Below are 15916 nucleotides of genomic sequence, written 5' to 3' on the forward strand. Positions count from 1 at the left end.
CAAGGGATTTTTTTGTAAAAATGGTGTGCTTCCGGGTCAAGTATTCAAGCGCAAAAACATTCCACAATCATCAGCGGCTGATTCTGCTCTAAACAGGCTCTTTGGGGTTTATGTTTCTTGTATGTGCAGAGACATTTTCTTGATCTTCTCAGCTCCCCGGCCACATTCGCGTTATCAACGGTGCTCCTTTAACATCTGAAATCTACCAAACAATATAATCAATAAATTTCGTCGTGTTCAATCATGACGATCGAAAGCAGGTGTACTATCCGTGCTCCAGAATGTATTTGATGCAGCAAATATTGTCAGTCTGAAAAACAGTACAGCGTTTTGCAACCACAGTGAATGGAGTTATAGACTCTGTTTTACGGAAAAAGAGCGTTTTTACCACCACAAAGGTACTCGATTAACAGGTATACTCATTGTTCGCATTATATTTTACGGGAGTGTGGATGAATTGGAAATGTGTTATATTGACGGTCGTTATATCTGAAAAAAAAACATGATGGTGGGATTATGAAATTTCCTGTTTGTGAATATGCTGAATCAGAGGCGGGCTTTTACTCTCAGTGTGCATCCTGTCCTATAGATTCCTCAGCTTCGGGTTGCGCACTTGATGAGCTTGAAGATGGTACCTACCTGTTTGAAGGAGTTACTCCAAATGGTGGAACCCGGGCTCTCTTTTACTTTATTGATAATGAAGGTAATCGAGTAAAAAAGAGGGAGGCCATGCATGTGGAGATCCATGAACTGGACGAGCAGGATCATTTGATTACGATCCTGTATGGTATGGTCGATCCTGAGGGTATAATCTATCTGAAAAATTCGGGCACAGAAAAAGCTCCTGATCAGGAAAATATACAGTAATCTGGTACCCCTTTATCCAATGACCCTGAACAAGCTCTATTTTGACGGTGGGGAGGAGATTCGTGATCTCACCATTGTCGGCGGTGGTCCTACTGGAATATTTGCAGCATTCCAGTGTGGCATGAACAATATTAGCTGCCGTATTATTGAAAGTATGCCTCAGCTTGGCGGGCAGCTTGCAGCGCTTTATCCTGAAAAACATATCTATGATGTCGCCGGTTTTCCTGAAGTGCCAGCGGCCGGGCTTGTGGAGAGTTTATGGAAGCAAACTGAACGGTACAATCCGGAAGTAATTCTTGGAGAAACGGTAACCCGGTATCGCAAGCTTGACGACGGTTCATTCGAGGTTACCGTCAGTTCTGGCAAGGTTTTTCTTTCGAGAGCGCTCTTGATTGCTGCTGGCCTGGGTGCCTTCTCACCCCGCAAGCTGCCCCAGTTGAACAATATTGATGATCTTGAAGGTCGGAGTGTCTTTTATGCAGTCAAGAATATCAGTGATTTTGTCGGTCAGCGGGTAGTTATTGTTGGTGGAGGGGATTCTGCTCTTGACTGGACAGTTGGTCTTCTGAATGCTGCAGCCGAGGTGACTCTGGTTCATCGAATGCATGAGTTTCAGGGTCATGGCAAGACGGCAAGAGAGGTGCTCGAAGCCAAAGAGAGTGGCCGGGTCAATGTGTTTTTGAATACTGAGGTACGTTCAGTTGATCGAGAGGGGGAGGTGCTGACGGCAGTTCACCTTCGCTCAAAAAGTGGGAAGAGCCGCCGTATAGAAGCCGACCGTTTGCTTTTGCTGATTGGCTTCAAGTCGGATCTCGGCCCTCTTGCGGGGTGGGACCTCGAACTGGCCGATAATGCGCTTGTTGTCGACAGTCATATGAAAACGTCGGTTGACGGGCTCTATGCTGCCGGTGATATTGCCTATTATCCGGGCAAGCTTAAAATTATTCAGACAGGGTTAAGTGATGCGGCAATGGCTGTACGCAACAGTTTAACCTATATCAAGCCAGGTGAGAAGATACGTCATATGTTCAGTAGTTTGAAAGGGGCAAAGGAAAAGAGGAATGCACCAGACAACGGTTAAGAGGGCACAGCCAACATCACTACAGGCGTGGATGCTTGCGATTCGTCCAAAAACCCTTCCTGCGGGTGCGATGCCGGTGGTTCTTGGTTCCGCCCTTGCTGCCGCTGATGGTCAGTTTCGCCCTTTTCCGGCTCTTGTTGCCCTGATTTGTGCGCTTGGCATCCAGGTAGCTACCAATTTTATCAATGAGATCTATGATTTTCGCAAGGGAGCTGATACCGCCGAACGGCTTGGTCCGACAAGAACGGTTGCCGCTGGTATCATCAGCGAAAAAAAGATGATTACGGTATCAGCTTCACTGGCTGGGGCTGTTTTTCTCCTTGGCCTCTATCTCGTCTCCATTGCAGGTTGGCCGATTCTCGTCATTGGTCTGCTCTCACTTCTTTTTGCCTGGGGTTATACAGGAGGCCCCTATCCGATAGCCTATTCCGGCCTCGGTGACTTTTTTGTTTTTCTCTTTTTCGGGCTGGTTGCTGTCGGAGGTACCTACTATGTTCAAGCTCAAACTCTTACCTTGCCGATCCTTCTCGCAGCGGTAGCTCCAGGGGCGTTTTCGGTCAATATTCTTCTTGTAAATAATATCCGCGATATTGTTACTGACCGCAAGGTTGGGAAAATGACCCTTCCGGCGCGTATTGGCGGTGATTGGGCGCGCAGGCTTTATATCGCCTTGACGGTTCTTGCCTATCTTGTTCCTGCACTGCTCTGGCTGAACCACTATTCGCCCTGGGTTCTGCTTTCGCTATTCTCAGCTCCACTTGCCTTCATGATGATCAGGAGGCTCTATGCGAGCGAGGGCAAAGAGTTGAATCAGGTTCTGGCCGGTACGGGAAAGTTGATGACCCTTCACGGGCTGCTGTTTGCGGCAGGTCTTCTTGTTCCCTTATTTCAATAATCACATGCCTCAGTAATGTATTCTGAAATGGTTCCGATAGCACTCGTTCAAGCCTCCTGCACCAGCGATCCGACTGAAAATCTTGCAAAAGCATGCAATAAAATACGGGAAGCTGCAGCCCGGGGTGCCCGGATTATCTGCCTGCAGGAGCTTTTCATGACCCGCTATTTTTGTCAGACAGAAAATTATACATCGTTTGATTACGCAGAGCCAGTACCCGGTACCTCAACACTGCTGATGCAGGAGCTCGCCCGAGAACTGGAGGTGGTTATTATTGCCTCCTTTTTTGAAATAAGGGCAAGAGGTCTTTATCACAACACGGCAGTTGTTCTTGATGCTGACGGAAGCTATCTCGGTAAATACCGTAAAATGCATATTCCTGACGACCCTGGATTTTACGAAAAGTTTTATTTCACGCCGGGAGATCTTGGCTATAAGGTTTTTAAAACCCGTTATGCCACGATTGGCGTGCTGATTTGCTGGGATCAATGGTATCCTGAAGCAGCACGGTTGACTGCGCTCAAGGGAGCAGAAATCCTCTTCTATCCAACGGCAATCGGATGGGCAACCGATGAGATCTCAGCCGATGTGCGACGCTCACAGCGGGAGGCATGGATGACCATACAAAGAAGCCACGCCATTGCCAACGGTGTTTTCGTTGCAGCGGCCAACAGGGTGGGGATTGAAGATGAGCTGGAGTTCTGGGGCAACAGTTTTGTCTGCGATCCTTTTGGTCAGATTGTTGAGGAGGCTGCTCATCAGGATGAAACGATTCTTCTTGCCAATTGTGACCGGAGTCGTATAGGGTTTTACCGATCCCATTGGCCTTTTTTGCGTGATCGCCGGATTGAAACGTACTCTGAACTGCAGAAACGCTATCTTGACGAGTAAAGGGTGCAAAAAGACCTTTTTGATATACCCTTTTAATATACTCTGCTCTTATGAATCTATTTGGTGCGGTCGTTTTTTTTACGCTGCTTCTTACTTTTTTTGTTAAACTGGTTTCGGAACTGTTGAATCTCAAGGCCTCTGAAGCCGGAGTGCCTGATGAGTTCATCGAACTGTTTGATGAGGAGGCTTACCGGAAATCACGGGATTATCTGAGCGTTTCAACCCGTTTTTCGTTATTTGCTGCGGCGGTTGATCTCTCTTTTCTTCTGCTTTTCTGGTTTGCGGGCGGCTTTAATCTCCTCGACCAGTTCCTGAGAGGATACGGTTATAGTCCAATCGTTTGCGGTGTGCTCTATATCGGAGCCTTGCTGCTGATGCAGACAGTGATTGATCTTCCCTTCAGTCTTTACAAAACCTTTGTTATTGAGGCGAAATTTGGTTTCAATAAAACGACACCAGCGGTGTTTGTGGCTGATTTGTTGAAAACCATTCTCCTCTCACTGCTTCTTGGCATCCCTTTGCTTGCTGCAGTTCTCTGGTTTTTTGAGACAGCAGGTTCGATGGCCTGGCTCCTGGCCTGGGGCGGGATTACGATGGTCTCTCTCTTGCTCCAGTATATTGCCCCGACATGGATTATGCCCTTGTTCAATAAGTTTGTTCCTCTTGAAGAGGGCGACCTTAAGAGTGCGATCATGCAGTATGCGGCTAAAGTAGAGTTTCCGCTTTCCGGTATTTTTGTTCTTGATGGATCAAAGCGCTCGGCAAAGGCAAATGCCTTTTTTACCGGCTTCGGCAAACGCAAAAGAATTGCCCTTTTCGATACCTTGATTGAGGCTCATCCTGTTCATGAACTGGTCGCAGTTCTTGCTCACGAAATTGGCCATTTCAAGAAAAAGCATATCATCGTCAATCTGGTGCTAAGTTTTTGCAATCTTGGTGCGCTGTTTTTTCTTCTCTCTCTTGTTATGAATAACCGCTCCCTTTTTGATGCATTTTTCATGAAGGATCTCTCTGTCTATGGCAGCCTGATCTTTTTTTCGCTGCTCTATACTCCCGTGGAGTGGATACTTTCTCTTCTTCTCCAGCTTCTTTCACGAAAACATGAGTACGAGGCTGACGCCTATGCGGTATCGACCTTTGAGCGGGGAACGGCCCTGGCCGATGCTCTTAAAAAGTTGTCACGCAACAATCTTTCAAATTTGACACCACACCCGTTCTACGTTTTTCTCAATTACTCCCATCCCCCGGTACTACAGCGTATCATGCGTATCAGAGAGTATGCTGCCGATCGTGATGCAAATTCCTGAACTGACCGATTTTTTTTATGACTGAGTTGAGTTATTTCATGCCCCCTGAGTGGGCTTTTCATAAGGCGACCTGGCTCTCCTGGCCTCACAGGCTTGAGACCTGGCCAGGCAAGTTTGAGCCTATTCCTGCCGTCTTTGTAGAAATTGTATCCTGGCTGAGCTCTTCCGAGGAGGTGCATATTAACGTTCTTGATGAAGCGATGGAGCTGCAGGTGCTCGCCTTGTTTCGTAATGCAGACCATCCCCAACTGCAGATGAATCGCCTTTTTTTTTACCAGATACCGACCAATGATGCCTGGTGCAGGGATCATGGGCCGAACTTTGTTTTCCGTCAGAGAGAGGGCAGAAGTGAAAAAATTATTTTGAACTGGGAGTATAATGCCTGGGGTGAAAAATATACATCCTATGAGGCCGATAATGCGGTTCCGGAAAAAATTGCTTCCCTGCAGCACTTGCCGCTTGTTTCACCTGCGATGGTTCTTGAGGGTGGCTCAATTGATGTCAACGGAAGGGGGCTGCTGCTGACCAGTGAAGCCTGCCTTCTGAATCCAAACCGCAATCCTGCAATGAGTCGCGAGCAGATTGAGCAGGAACTCCATCACTATCTTGGCGTTGAAAAAGTTCTCTGGCTTGGTGATGGTATTGTTGGTGATGACACCGACGGTCATGTTGACGATATGGCCCGTTTTGTCAATGAGACAACCGTGGTGATTGCTGTTGAGGATGATCCATCGGATGTGAATTATGAAGCGTTGCAGGAGAACTACACGAGACTGAAGAGCTTTACCGACCTTGGTGGTCATCCGCTCACCGTGGTTAAACTACCGATGCCATTCCCACTCTCTTTTGAAGGGTTTCGTCTGCCGGCAAGCTATGCCAATTTCTATATAGCCAATACGGTGGTGCTTGTTCCGACCTATAGATGTCCGCAGGATCAGAAAGCCATAGATATCCTGCAGGAATTTTTCCCTGACCGGCGGGTTGTTGGTATCGATTGTTCCGATCTTGTATGGGGCCTCGGCGCCATTCATTGCATTACTCACGAAGAGCCGGCATGTGCTGAGTAACTGGTCTGTCACCCTACTGTTTTGTTGCTTGCCCAATATTGAAAAAAGCGGATTTTCATCCGCTTTTTTCAATGTACACCAGTTCATTCAGAACTCAGTGTTCATCCAAGAAGAGTTGCGAGGTTTTTGCAGTTTTCTTCAACAAGAGCGGCGGATTTCCGGAGTGCTTCCAGCTCGGAGGCGGTGAGGTTGATTTCAAGAATCTGCTCAACACCATTTTTTCCGAGTTTGACAGGAACACCGCAGAAAACACTCTCAATACCGTACTGACCTTCAAGAAGGGTTGTGCAAGGGATAATACGTTTACGATCCTTGGTGATTCCCTCAATCATTTCTACTGCAGATGCTGCCGGTGCATAGAACGCAGAGCCGGTTTTCAGATAGTTGACAATTTCAATGCCGCCATTTCTTGTGCGTTCTACCAGTGCATCGATCTTATCCTGCGGAAGCAGTTCTGTTAACGGTATACCGGCAACATTGGTATAATTTACGATCGGCACCATTGAATCTCCGTGACCGCCAAGTACCATTGCGCTGATATCCTGCATGGAAACATCCAATGCTTCGGCTATAAAATTTTTGTAACGCGCAGTATCAAGAACACCTGCCATACCGATTACTCTCTCTTTTGGAAGACCGCTTGCCTTCCATGCAACAAAGGTCATCACATCCAGCGGGTTCGAGACCATGATGATGATCGGGTTGGCTGAATATTTCATCACCTCTGTGGTAACATCCCTGATGATTGTGGCGTTTATCTTCAGAAGATCCTCTCTTGACATGCCGGGTTTTCTTGCCAGACCGGCAGTAATGAGCACAATATCAGAATCTGCAGAATCTTTATAATCGTTGGATCCAAGGACAGTGGTATCGAAAAGAGCGACAGCTCCGGACTCGTACATGTCGAGAGCTTTTCCCTGAGGGATGCCTTCAACGATATCAATCAGCACAACCTCTTTTGCGAGCTGTTTTTCAGCAATGCGAAGGGCGGCAGTAGCACCTACATTTCCCGCTCCGATAACTGTTATTTTCATATGAATAGATTAGTTAGATTAGTTTAGTTTGTGACATGTGCAGAAGCGCCTATCGAAAATAAAAAAAGCCGTTCTTGAAAAAGACGGCTTTTTTCGATGTAACCTTATTTATTCGCAAGCCCAACTCAGCAGGGGAGGATATTGACCTGCTTTTTGTTGTTCCGTCCGTTGCGGAAGGTAACCACGCCATCAATCAAAGCAAAAATGGTATGATCACGTCCAAGACCAGCATTCATGCCCGGCTTGATAACAGTGCCTCTCTGGCGAAGAATGATTGTGCCTGCGGCCACGGTTGAGCCACCAGCAGCCTTTACTCCGAGATATTTCGGATTACTGTCGCGACCGTTTTTTGTCGATCCGCCACCTTTTTTATGAGCCATAGCAAAAAATTAACGTTAAAAATCCTGAATTTTCTTTTTACAGCGAAAGAACTTCGATCTGGGTCATCTGCTGACGGTGTCCGTTTCTTGACTGGTAGCGTTTTCTGCGTTTTTTCTTGAAAACGATTACCTTCTCATCCTTGACATGACCAAGAATTCTTGCCTGAATGCTCCCTGCAGGGTTCAGAACGGTATTTTCTCCGTCAATTTGTGCCATGGTTTTGATTGCCATGGTTTCGCCAACGGCACTCTTTTGTCTGGGAACGAAAAGCGTATCCCCCTGTTTTACCAGATATTGTTTGTCGGAAATCTTGATCAGCGCCTGCATTACACAAATATTTTAGTGATAAAGGTCTCAAATATAGTATTAATTCCCTGAAAATCAAATTACTGAATGGATATCGTTCTCCTTGATTCAGAGAAGAAAAAAAGTGACCATGAGTACCAGCGTAAACATGATGAGAGAGATCCCAAAAAGACGGTACCAGTTTCCAAACTCCTGCCTGGAACAGGGATAGGAGATGTTGCGGACTGAGTGCATGATATAACCGATGGTCAGGGCAATCTGAAGCACGATCAGAAGGGATTTTACAAAAATCCAGATTGTCCATCCGTGGTAAAGTGCCGCAAGTGTGATACCCGTGAGGATGACCCCGATGACGGCAACATCGGCAACTTTTGTCTCCAGTTTGAGAAAGCGCCGGAGCAGGGAGGCATACTCTTCATGGTTACCCTCACTGCTGGTCAGTTTCTCTTCAAGCGCTTTCAGGAGGAAGAGTGACGCCAGAATGGTACCAAACCAGGATGCAAAAAAGATGATGTGCAGAAACCGCAGTATCGTGTGAAAAACCATCGTTCACCAGTCGAAATATTATCCCTATACTCTTCCTTGAACATACTGTTTCCTGAAGCCCTTGTCAAGTTGCAGGGAGCGATTCCGGCTCTTGTTTATTAAGTTGTGCTGCAGTAGCTTCTTTTTGAAAAAACAGGCCGGATTTCCGATCTCTGAGGGGTTTCATCATCGCATTATCAGCACCATGAGCAAAGCCGAGGGTACCATACAGAAAGAGCATTCTCCCATGATGCGGCAGTATCTTGAGGTTAAGGAGCGATATCCTGATTTTTTACTGCTTTTCAGGGTGGGTGATTTTTATGAAACCTTTTTTGACGATGCAGTCACGGTTTCAGCCGCGCTGAATATTGTGCTGACCAAACGCACAGCGGAAATCCCCATGGCAGGCTTCCCGCATCATGCAAGTGAAGGATATATAGCCAAACTGGTCAAAAAAGGGTTCAAGGTTGCGGTTTGCGACCAGGTTGAAGATCCTGCGGATGCGAAGGGGATTGTTCGCCGGGAAATCACCGATATCATCACTCCTGGCATTACCTACAGCGACAAGGTGCTTGACGACTGCCATAACAACTATCTTTGCGCTGTTGCCTTTCTCAAGGAGGGGAGGACGCTTCTTGCCGGTGTCGCCTTTATTGATGTTACCACGGCTGAATTCAAAATTGCTTCGCTTCATATCGAAGAGCTCAAGGATTTTGTTCTTTCACTTCACCCCTCGGAAGTTCTTGTCTCCTCTGCCGAGAAGGAGCGGTCGGAACTCCTGAAAAAGGCACTTTCGTCGGAGACGCTTGTTACAGAACTTGATTCATGGATGTTCAGCGAAGATCAGGCGCAGGAGGTTCTTTCACGGCAGTTCAAAACCCACTCCCTGAAAGGCTTTGGCATTGACGGCAACCGGGCGGGCAGGGTAGCGGCTGCTGTTATTCTCCAGTATATCGAAGAGACCCGCCAGAATCGTCTGCACTACATTACCCGGATAGGGGAGTTGCACAGCGCCGAGTATATGACCCTCGACCTGCAGACCAAGAGAAATCTTGAAATTATCTCATCCATGCAGGATGGCACACAGAATGGAAGTCTGCTTCAGGTGATCGACCGCACCCGCAACCCGATGGGGGCAAGGCTTCTGCGTCGCTGGCTGCAGAGACCGCTGAAGCGGGTTGATGAGATCCGGATGCGGCTTGATGCTGTGGGAGAACTCTCCGAATGCCGCGAAATGCGGGAGGCTCTTTCCGAACAATTATCCGCCATCAATGATCTGGAGCGCTGCCTTGCCCGTATTGCCACGTTCCGTACCATCCCAAGAGAGGTTCGTCAGCTTGGTTTATCACTCTCGGCTATTCCGATTCTTCAGGAACTGCTTCGTGAGGCAGGCTCGGCCCGGCTCATCGCTCTCGCGTCCAATCTGAAACCGCTCCCGGAACTTGCGGCATCTATTGAACAGGCAATTGACCCTGAATCGGGCGCATCCATGCGTGATGGCGGCTACATCCGCACCGGATATCACGCAGAACTTGATGAACTCCGCACCATTGCCTCGACCGCTAAAGATCGTCTTCTACAGATTCAGCAGGAGGAGAGGGCAGCCACCACCATCTCATCGCTCAAGGTCAGTTTCAACAAGGTCTTCGGTTACTATATCGAAATCAGCCGAGCCAACATCGACAAGGTACCGGCCTATTATGAAAAAAAACAGACCCTTGTCAATGCCGAGCGCTATACCATTCCAGCCCTGAAAGAGTATGAAGAGAAGATTCTCAACTCCGAAGAGAAAAGCTTTCTACTCGAAGCGCAGCTCTTTCACGACCTCTGCCTGCTTATTGCCGAGAACGCCTCCGCGATACAGGAAAATGCCGCACTGATTGCCGAAATCGACTCTCTCTGCTCCTTTGCTCTCTGCGCCTCTGAATATGGCTACTGCAAACCGGAGATCATGACGCACGAAAAGCTTGCTATCGTTGGTGGCCGTCACCCGGTACTCGAAAGGATGATGAGCGCCGAGGATCCCTATGTGCCCAATGACTGCCACTTCGATGAAAAACAGCAGATGCTCATCATAACCGGCCCCAACATGGCCGGAAAAAGCTCCTTTCTGCGTCAGACCGGCCTGATTGTTCTGCTCGCACAGGCAGGCAGCTTCGTTCCGGCTGAACGGGCGGAAATCGGGCTTGTTGACCGAATCTTTACACGGGTCGGCGCCTCCGACAACCTCGCTTCCGGCGAAAGCACCTTTCTGGTCGAAATGAACGAAGCGGCAAGCATTCTTAACAACGCCACATCAAAAAGCCTGCTGCTGCTCGATGAAATTGGCCGGGGAACCAGCACCTTTGATGGGATGTCGATTGCCTGGTCGATGAGCGAATATATCTGCCGTTCAATCGGGGCAAGAACCCTTTTTGCAACCCACTATCACGAACTTGCCGAACTGGAAAGTCGTCTGCCCGGGGTGGTAAACTACAACGCAACCGTCGTCGAAACCGCCGATAGCGTCATCTTTCTGCGCAAGATTATTCGCGGCTCCACCGACAACAGCTATGGCATTGAAGTGGCCAAAATGGCCGGAATGCCTGCGGAGGTGATTTCGCGGGCCAAAGAGATTCTTGCGGGGATGGAGAAGCGCGACATTCAAATTCCCCAAAACCGGCCACCAAAAATAAAAAGTATGCAGATCAGCCTTTTTGAAGAGTCCGACAACCAGCTTCGCAACGCGGTAGAGGCTCTTGACCTCGACCGCTTAACTCCTCTCGATGCCCTGCTGGAGCTAAAAAAGCTGCAGGAGCTGGCACGCAACGGGGGTGGCTATTGATGGCGGTTGCAGGGGAGAAGAGGGTTCTGCTCATCTTTATTCAGGCCGACAGCGGCGTTGACGGAGCGGCTTCACTCGACAGCGCCTCAGCCAAACGAAGCATTTTCACCTCACTGAAAGACTCTGCCCTGAGCAACATCATCCGGCGGGCGCAATTTGCCATTCCTCCCCTCGCCCTGATGATTCTCAGTTCACAGGTTGTGCCGGGAGTGAGCCAGACCATCTGCGACCTCCGCTTCGAAAAGCTCCCCCTCGACCAGCACTGGGATATGGCAGGTATCAGCGTCCAGACCGGAGCGGTCAAGCCTGCCTTTGAGCTTGCCCATGCGCTCCGCTCCCGAGGAATCAAGGTAGTGCTTGGCGGCCCTTACGTCACCATCTTCCCCGAGCAGTGCCGCGACCATGCCGATGCTTTGGTGATAGGGGAGGCCGACGACATCTGGCGCGAGGTGCAGGAGGATCTGCTTCGCGGCAGCCTGAAAGCAGAGTACCGGGTTGAGAGCTTTCCCGACCTCTCCATTGAGCGCACCGTCAGTAAAAGTGCGCTCGACATCAAGAGCTACTTCACCACCAACGTCGTGCAGACCACCCGGGGCTGCCCCTACAGTTGCGACTTCTGCAACGTCCACGTCATGAACGGCCACCGACTGCGTCACCGGAGCATTCCAGCCGTCCTCAGGGAGGTTGAAACGTTCCTTAAAGAGGACAAGCGGATCTTCTTCTTCCTCGACGACACCATTAACGCCGACGAAACGTACGCTGAACAACTCTTCCGCGAACTCGAACCTTTCAGGATCAGTTGGGTAGGCCAGGCCACCACAGCCCTCGGTGAAAAGCCTCGACTGCTTGACGCCTTCGCCCGCTCAGGCTGCGGCGCTCTCTTGGTCGGCATCGAAAGCCTCGATGACGGCAGCAATCACGCCCACAAAAAGTTCCATAACCCCTCCAACCGTCAGGTGGAGTGCATCAAAAACATACGAAAAGCCGGTATCTGCGTCTACGGCAGTTTCATTTACGGCCTCGACGAAGACAGCCTTGAACTCCCCGCAAAACTTGAAGCCTTCATCGAAGAGACCGGCATCGACGTACCCGGCATCAACCTCCTGCGCCCCATTCCCGGCACCGGTGTCTTCGACCGACTTGCACTCGAAGGCCGCCTGCTCCACTCCCCGCACGATCACGACGCCTTCAAATTCTCATGGGGCCAGGAGATGCTCTACAAACCCCTGCGCATACCACTGCAAGAGTTCATCCCAAGCTACACCGCCCTCACCAAACGGGTCTTTACCGTCCAGAACGCCCTAAAGCGAGCCGCCCGAGCCCCCCGCCTCCGCTCCGCCGTGCTCATGTTCAATTTGTTATATGTGCACATGTACGGCATAGCCCGCAAAGATTTAACCCGCCAATTGCACGAATTGGATTAACGTCGGTTTATACGAATGATATCCCGGTCATGAACCCGCGTAGGGGCGCGGTTCCCGCGCCCCCACGCGTCGGTCCATCCATTATATTATTCCCACCCCCATTTTTTACGTATCTCTACACATTATGATTATCATACGTGAAGTGCTGTCAAAAAAAACAGAAGATCATCATGTTCAGCAACAGGGAATCCAGATGACTACAGCGGAGAAACTTTATCATGCAGCAAAAGAGCTTCCTGAACCGGTAGTGGCTGAGATACTTGATTTTGCCGAGTTCCTGCAAAAAAAAATGGCAGATGAACGTGCATCAGGTAAAGAGATGCTGATCGATATAGTTGGTGGTCTGGAGACTTCCGCCACGTTTTTCGGTGATCCGTTAGAAATCCAGAAACGACTACGGGATGAATGGCAATAACTATCTTCTTGATACCAATTTCATTTTGGGGATACTCAAATCAAATCCTGCGTTCTTGTGCTGCAAGAGGATCAAAATCGGCAACCTGTCCATGTGGTTTGGGGAATCGCCCGAGGAAAAGTATCTCCAGCCGTTCTTATAACCGCTTATCGTCCAGATCCCGATAAGTGGGATGATAATTTCACCAGGAGGAAAAGATGAATACCCGAAAACATACAAAGTTTATTCACGAAGGTAACTATGCGGCAGATGTTGAAATTGAGATCATCGATTCTGAAGATGGGTGGGCATCTTATATCAGCCTTGATGATGCGTTAAAACTCGACCGTGTGAGAGAAACATTGAAAACGGGTGATGTTGCTACTGCCAGTAAATATGCGAAAAAAGTCTACGCATTATCGACTGTGACTGTAGCCGCATGAATTGCCTTTAGGGTTGAGCACGCCGGATAGAGCAAAGTGCGTATCGCACAATATCTCCCTGCATCTTATTTGTAGTTCAACGTTGCTCAACAGCGTCAGGTTATCCGTGTTTAACCGGCAACTTTATAGGTTTGCCCCATGGGAAGGAAGCCTGCAACATCACCAGTTGTAAGACGTGACCGGATATGCTCAAACAACGTGATCGTCTTTTTCGAGTATAATCGTTCACCACAATGGGTGCAGACTTCAGCGTTTACGTGTACAACAGCGGTATTATTACCCCCGAGAATCAATTTTTCAACCTCTTTTTCAATCACGTCTCCACCGCATACCGGGCATAGCTCAAACGGGGTCATTGCTTTGTTTGCCTTCTCAGTCATGCTCCAGTGTCAGATTTTAGCAGAAATTTACTATTCCGAAACATGGCGAATTGTGTTCAGATTTATTTCTGCGATGCTGATTTACAGGATGAACAACCGGAGTATCAACGGAGTGCATTAAATTCAATTTGCTCTATGTCCACATGTACGGGATGGCGCGGAAGGATTTGATGCGGTAGTTGCGGGAATTTGGGTGATGCTGCCTGAAAAATAAGGGTAAAAGGTTATATTCTTTATGACCTTAGGACAATTTGCTGCAGAAGAAAACCTGAAACGGATTCATGACCGATATTTTTGTCAGCTATGCTCGTGAAGATCAAGAGCGCGTCAGGCCAATTGTCAAAGAGCTTGAACACCGGAATTGGAGTGTTTTCTGGGATTTGGAAATTCCGCCGGGTGAAACATGGGAGAGCTTTATTGGAAAAGCGCTGGAAGAGTCGTCTTGTGTGCTTGCTGTCTGGTCGCACTCTTCGGTAAATTCTGACTGGGTCAAAGAGGAAGCTGATGAGGCCAAACAAAGAGGGGTTCTTGTTCCTTTGTTTCTTGATACGGTTGATGCACCAAAAGGATTCAGGCGTATTCAGGCTGCTGATATTTCAGGCTGGAAAAACAATAGTTCTTATCCACCATTCCAGTCACTCCTTGCTGCGATAGAGTCAAAAATTTCCTCAGCATCACCGCATGTTGTCAAACCTGCACCAGCACCAAAGTCAGCAGAACGAGGCACCGTTGTACCAACAGCAGTACCCAAAGCGCCACTATTTCAAACGAAAAACAATTCGTCAGAGCGGTTGTTCCCCAAAATACAACGACAGCAGGCGGTGTGGGCGGTTGTTGCTCTCGCAGTGATTATTGTCGGTCTTTTTTATTTTATAAACCATAAAACAGGAAATTCTGTTGTTCCTCTGGAAGTATCCAGCCCCGAAAAAGTGGTTCCTGGCAACAATCCACCAGTGGCCACGAATGTTGCTGCCGAGAAAGCACTGCTCAACGTTGTTGCAGTAGAGCCTGTTGTTCCATCGGTAGTATCCAGCACTGAAAAAGTGGTTTCTGGAAAAAATCTGCCAGCGGATACAAATGTTGCTGTTGAGATGGCACAGCTCAACTTTGTGCCAATTCGTGGTGGTACTTTTTTTATGGGCAGTCCGGGAAGCGAAGATGAGGCATATGATGATGAAGGACCACAGCATCTGGTGCGTCTGAGTGCTTTTTACATGAGCCGTTATGAGGTGACGGTTTCAGAGTTCAGGAAATTTATTGAGGCCACGGAATATCTTACTGATGCTGAACAAGTGAGAAGTAAGCGTGACTGGAAGTGTGGCGTATTGGGCAGTCGGCGACCAGCAAACGAGGATAATCATCCGGTAATTTATGTGAGCTGGAATGATGCAATAAGTTATTGCAAATGGCTCTCGAATAAAACAGGGAAAACATTTAGATTGCCAAAGGAAGAAGAATGGGAGTATGCTTGCCGAGCAGGAAGTCGAACGTCAACGCCGTTTAATACGGGTTACAATCTCACTACATCGCAGGCAAATTATAATGGTCATTTCCCTTATGATCATAATAAGAAAGGTGAGTTTCGTAAGAATACTGTTCCAGTGAATAGTTTTGCTCCAAATAATTGGGGGTTGTACAACATGCATGGTAATGTATGGGAGTGGTGCGAAAATTGGTATGGTCCCTATGGTAGTTCCGATGATACTTTTCAGCGAGTAATTCGTGGTGGTTGCTGGGATCAACATGCCGGGCGTTGCCGGTCGGCTAATCGTGGTTATTATCCACCTGAAAACAGTCTTAATCATGTTGGCTTCCGTGTTGTCTGTGAGCCGTAGTCAGTTGGCAGTTTTCTGACTTTGCTTTTGAGCCAGGCGGAGCCAAAAACAAGGTTGAGGAGAGCGGCAGTAAGGGACGCAGCGCCGCACACCTCAACCGAGCAGGTTGGCATGAACCATAGAAGAGACCGCCTTGGGCGGCCCGATTTTTGAGACCTCTGTCGTGAACCCTGAAAGTCGGATAAAGCGCACACATTAACTGAAAAACATCGCCACCTGAGCACTATTTCAAAAAAAGTTGTGTTTTTTTTAGAAAAACCGC

17 protein-coding genes are annotated in these 15916 nt (G+C 48.5%); 12 read left to right on the top strand and 5 right to left on the bottom strand.

Translation table 11 applies throughout. The annotated features are described in order from the left end of the window. Nucleotides 1–516: 516 nt before the first annotated feature. Genes AC56AD_RS05085 through AC56AD_RS05110 form a run of 6 tightly spaced genes read left to right on the top strand, consistent with a single transcriptional unit; the run spans nucleotide 517 to nucleotide 6108 of the window. Complete coding sequence (locus tag AC56AD_RS05085) at nucleotides 517–867, top strand: hypothetical protein (protein WP_012507801.1); 351 nt, start codon at nucleotides 517–519, stop codon at nucleotides 865–867. A 19-nt stretch (nucleotides 868–886) separates the two neighbouring features. Beyond that, nucleotides 887–1948 (top strand): NAD(P)/FAD-dependent oxidoreductase, encoded by a 1062-nt coding sequence (locus tag AC56AD_RS05090; RefSeq protein WP_012507802.1) that lies wholly within the window; start codon nucleotides 887–889, stop codon nucleotides 1946–1948. After that, nucleotides 1929–2843, top strand: coding sequence for a 1,4-dihydroxy-2-naphthoate polyprenyltransferase (locus AC56AD_RS05095; RefSeq protein WP_012507803.1), 915 nt, complete (start codon nucleotides 1929–1931; stop codon nucleotides 2841–2843). The genes AC56AD_RS05090 and AC56AD_RS05095 overlap by 20 nt, the downstream gene beginning before the upstream one ends. 15 nt (nucleotides 2844–2858) lie before the next feature. Continuing rightward, nucleotides 2859–3734 carry a carbon-nitrogen hydrolase gene (locus AC56AD_RS05100; protein ID WP_012507804.1) on the top strand — a complete coding sequence of 292 codons (876 nt, stop codon included), beginning with the start codon at nucleotides 2859–2861 and terminating at the stop codon, nucleotides 3732–3734. Nucleotides 3735–3784: 50 nt separating this feature from the next. Beyond that, nucleotides 3785–5041, top strand: a complete 1257-nt coding sequence (locus tag AC56AD_RS05105; RefSeq protein ID WP_012507805.1) for a M48 family metallopeptidase — start codon at nucleotides 3785–3787, stop codon at nucleotides 5039–5041. 17 nt (nucleotides 5042–5058) lie between these two features. After that, nucleotides 5059–6108 carry an agmatine deiminase family protein gene (locus AC56AD_RS05110; protein ID WP_012507806.1) on the top strand — a complete coding sequence of 350 codons (1050 nt, stop codon included), beginning with the start codon at nucleotides 5059–5061 and terminating at the stop codon, nucleotides 6106–6108. Between the two features lie 101 nt (nucleotides 6109–6209). Here the strand turns inward: AC56AD_RS05110 and mdh are convergent, their stop codons facing one another. The 4 genes from mdh to AC56AD_RS05130 all read right to left on the bottom strand — a co-directional run bounded on the left by mdh (nucleotide 6210) and on the right by AC56AD_RS05130 (nucleotide 8375). Further along, on the bottom strand, nucleotides 6210–7142 hold the full coding sequence (mdh, locus tag AC56AD_RS05115) for a malate dehydrogenase (protein ID WP_012507807.1): 933 nt from the start codon (nucleotides 7140–7142) through the stop codon (nucleotides 6210–6212). Between the two features lie 125 nt (nucleotides 7143–7267). Continuing rightward, complete coding sequence (rpmA, locus tag AC56AD_RS05120; protein WP_012507808.1) at nucleotides 7268–7522, bottom strand: 50S ribosomal protein L27; 255 nt, start codon at nucleotides 7520–7522, stop codon at nucleotides 7268–7270. Between the two features lie 37 nt (nucleotides 7523–7559). Continuing rightward, on the bottom strand, nucleotides 7560–7850 hold the full coding sequence (rplU, locus tag AC56AD_RS05125; RefSeq protein ID WP_012507809.1) for a 50S ribosomal protein L21: 291 nt from the start codon (nucleotides 7848–7850) through the stop codon (nucleotides 7560–7562). A gap of 87 nt (nucleotides 7851–7937) precedes the next feature. Further along, the gene (locus AC56AD_RS05130) at nucleotides 7938–8375 is read right to left on the bottom strand and encodes a hypothetical protein (RefSeq protein WP_012507810.1); all 438 of its coding nucleotides are present in this window, start codon (nucleotides 8373–8375) and stop codon (nucleotides 7938–7940) included. Between the two features lie 184 nt (nucleotides 8376–8559). Between AC56AD_RS05130 and mutS the strand changes: the two genes are divergently transcribed. The 5 genes from mutS to AC56AD_RS05155 all read left to right on the top strand — a co-directional run bounded on the left by mutS (nucleotide 8560) and on the right by AC56AD_RS05155 (nucleotide 13439). Further along, complete coding sequence (gene mutS / locus AC56AD_RS05135) at nucleotides 8560–11178, top strand: DNA mismatch repair protein MutS (RefSeq protein ID WP_012507811.1); 2619 nt, start codon at nucleotides 8560–8562, stop codon at nucleotides 11176–11178. Further along, nucleotides 11178–12602, top strand: coding sequence for a B12-binding domain-containing radical SAM protein (locus AC56AD_RS05140; protein ID WP_012507812.1), 1425 nt, complete (start codon nucleotides 11178–11180; stop codon nucleotides 12600–12602). Before mutS ends, AC56AD_RS05140 begins: the two co-directional genes overlap by 1 nt. A gap of 124 nt (nucleotides 12603–12726) precedes the next feature. Beyond that, complete coding sequence (locus AC56AD_RS05145) at nucleotides 12727–13017, top strand: DUF2281 domain-containing protein (RefSeq protein ID WP_273279110.1); 291 nt, start codon at nucleotides 12727–12729, stop codon at nucleotides 13015–13017. A 57-nt stretch (nucleotides 13018–13074) separates the two neighbouring features. Continuing rightward, nucleotides 13075–13218, top strand: a complete 144-nt coding sequence (locus AC56AD_RS05150) for a hypothetical protein (RefSeq protein ID WP_397233741.1) — start codon at nucleotides 13075–13077, stop codon at nucleotides 13216–13218. Continuing rightward, complete coding sequence (locus AC56AD_RS05155) at nucleotides 13215–13439, top strand: hypothetical protein (protein ID WP_012507814.1); 225 nt, start codon at nucleotides 13215–13217, stop codon at nucleotides 13437–13439. Before AC56AD_RS05150 ends, AC56AD_RS05155 begins: the two co-directional genes overlap by 4 nt. Nucleotides 13440–13549: 110 nt before the next feature. Here the strand turns inward: AC56AD_RS05155 and AC56AD_RS05160 are convergent, their stop codons facing one another. Further along, the gene (locus AC56AD_RS05160) at nucleotides 13550–13819 is read right to left on the bottom strand and encodes a YgiT-type zinc finger protein (protein WP_012507815.1); all 270 of its coding nucleotides are present in this window, start codon (nucleotides 13817–13819) and stop codon (nucleotides 13550–13552) included. Between the two features lie 281 nt (nucleotides 13820–14100). Between AC56AD_RS05160 and AC56AD_RS05165 the strand changes: the two genes are divergently transcribed. After that, nucleotides 14101–15654, top strand: a complete 1554-nt coding sequence (locus AC56AD_RS05165; RefSeq protein ID WP_012507816.1) for an SUMF1/EgtB/PvdO family nonheme iron enzyme — start codon at nucleotides 14101–14103, stop codon at nucleotides 15652–15654. Nucleotides 15655–15916 lie beyond the last annotated feature (262 nt).

This window comes from Pelodictyon clathratiforme, from assembly GCF_982375515.1.

Bases quoted from the DNA above. Each gene is read 5' to 3' on its own strand.
- AC56AD_RS05130 (WP_012507810.1), bottom strand. From the start codon at position 8,375: ATGGTTTTTCACACGATACTGCGGTTTCTGCACATCATCTTTTTTGCA.
- mutS (WP_012507811.1), top strand. From the start codon at position 8,560: ATGAGCAAAGCCGAGGGTACCATACAGAAAGAGCATTCTCCCATGATG.
- AC56AD_RS05140 (WP_012507812.1), top strand. From the start codon at position 11,178: ATGGCGGTTGCAGGGGAGAAGAGGGTTCTGCTCATCTTTATTCAGGCC.
- AC56AD_RS05165 (WP_012507816.1), top strand. From the start codon at position 14,101: ATGACCGATATTTTTGTCAGCTATGCTCGTGAAGATCAAGAGCGCGTC.
- AC56AD_RS05100 (WP_012507804.1), top strand. From the start codon at position 2,859: ATGTATTCTGAAATGGTTCCGATAGCACTCGTTCAAGCCTCCTGCACC.
- mdh (WP_012507807.1), bottom strand. From the start codon at position 7,142: ATGAAAATAACAGTTATCGGAGCGGGAAATGTAGGTGCTACTGCCGCC.
- AC56AD_RS05085 (WP_012507801.1), top strand. From the start codon at position 517: ATGAAATTTCCTGTTTGTGAATATGCTGAATCAGAGGCGGGCTTTTAC.
- rplU (WP_012507809.1), bottom strand. From the start codon at position 7,850: ATGCAGGCGCTGATCAAGATTTCCGACAAACAATATCTGGTAAAACAG.
- rpmA (WP_012507808.1), bottom strand. From the start codon at position 7,522: ATGGCTCATAAAAAAGGTGGCGGATCGACAAAAAACGGTCGCGACAGT.
- AC56AD_RS05160 (WP_012507815.1), bottom strand. From the start codon at position 13,819: ATGACTGAGAAGGCAAACAAAGCAATGACCCCGTTTGAGCTATGCCCG.
- AC56AD_RS05105 (WP_012507805.1), top strand. From the start codon at position 3,785: ATGAATCTATTTGGTGCGGTCGTTTTTTTTACGCTGCTTCTTACTTTT.
- AC56AD_RS05145 (WP_273279110.1), top strand. From the start codon at position 12,727: ATGATTATCATACGTGAAGTGCTGTCAAAAAAAACAGAAGATCATCAT.
- AC56AD_RS05090 (WP_012507802.1), top strand. From the start codon at position 887: ATGACCCTGAACAAGCTCTATTTTGACGGTGGGGAGGAGATTCGTGAT.
- AC56AD_RS05155 (WP_012507814.1), top strand. From the start codon at position 13,215: ATGAATACCCGAAAACATACAAAGTTTATTCACGAAGGTAACTATGCG.
- AC56AD_RS05110 (WP_012507806.1), top strand. From the start codon at position 5,059: ATGACTGAGTTGAGTTATTTCATGCCCCCTGAGTGGGCTTTTCATAAG.
- AC56AD_RS05095 (WP_012507803.1), top strand. From the start codon at position 1,929: ATGCACCAGACAACGGTTAAGAGGGCACAGCCAACATCACTACAGGCG.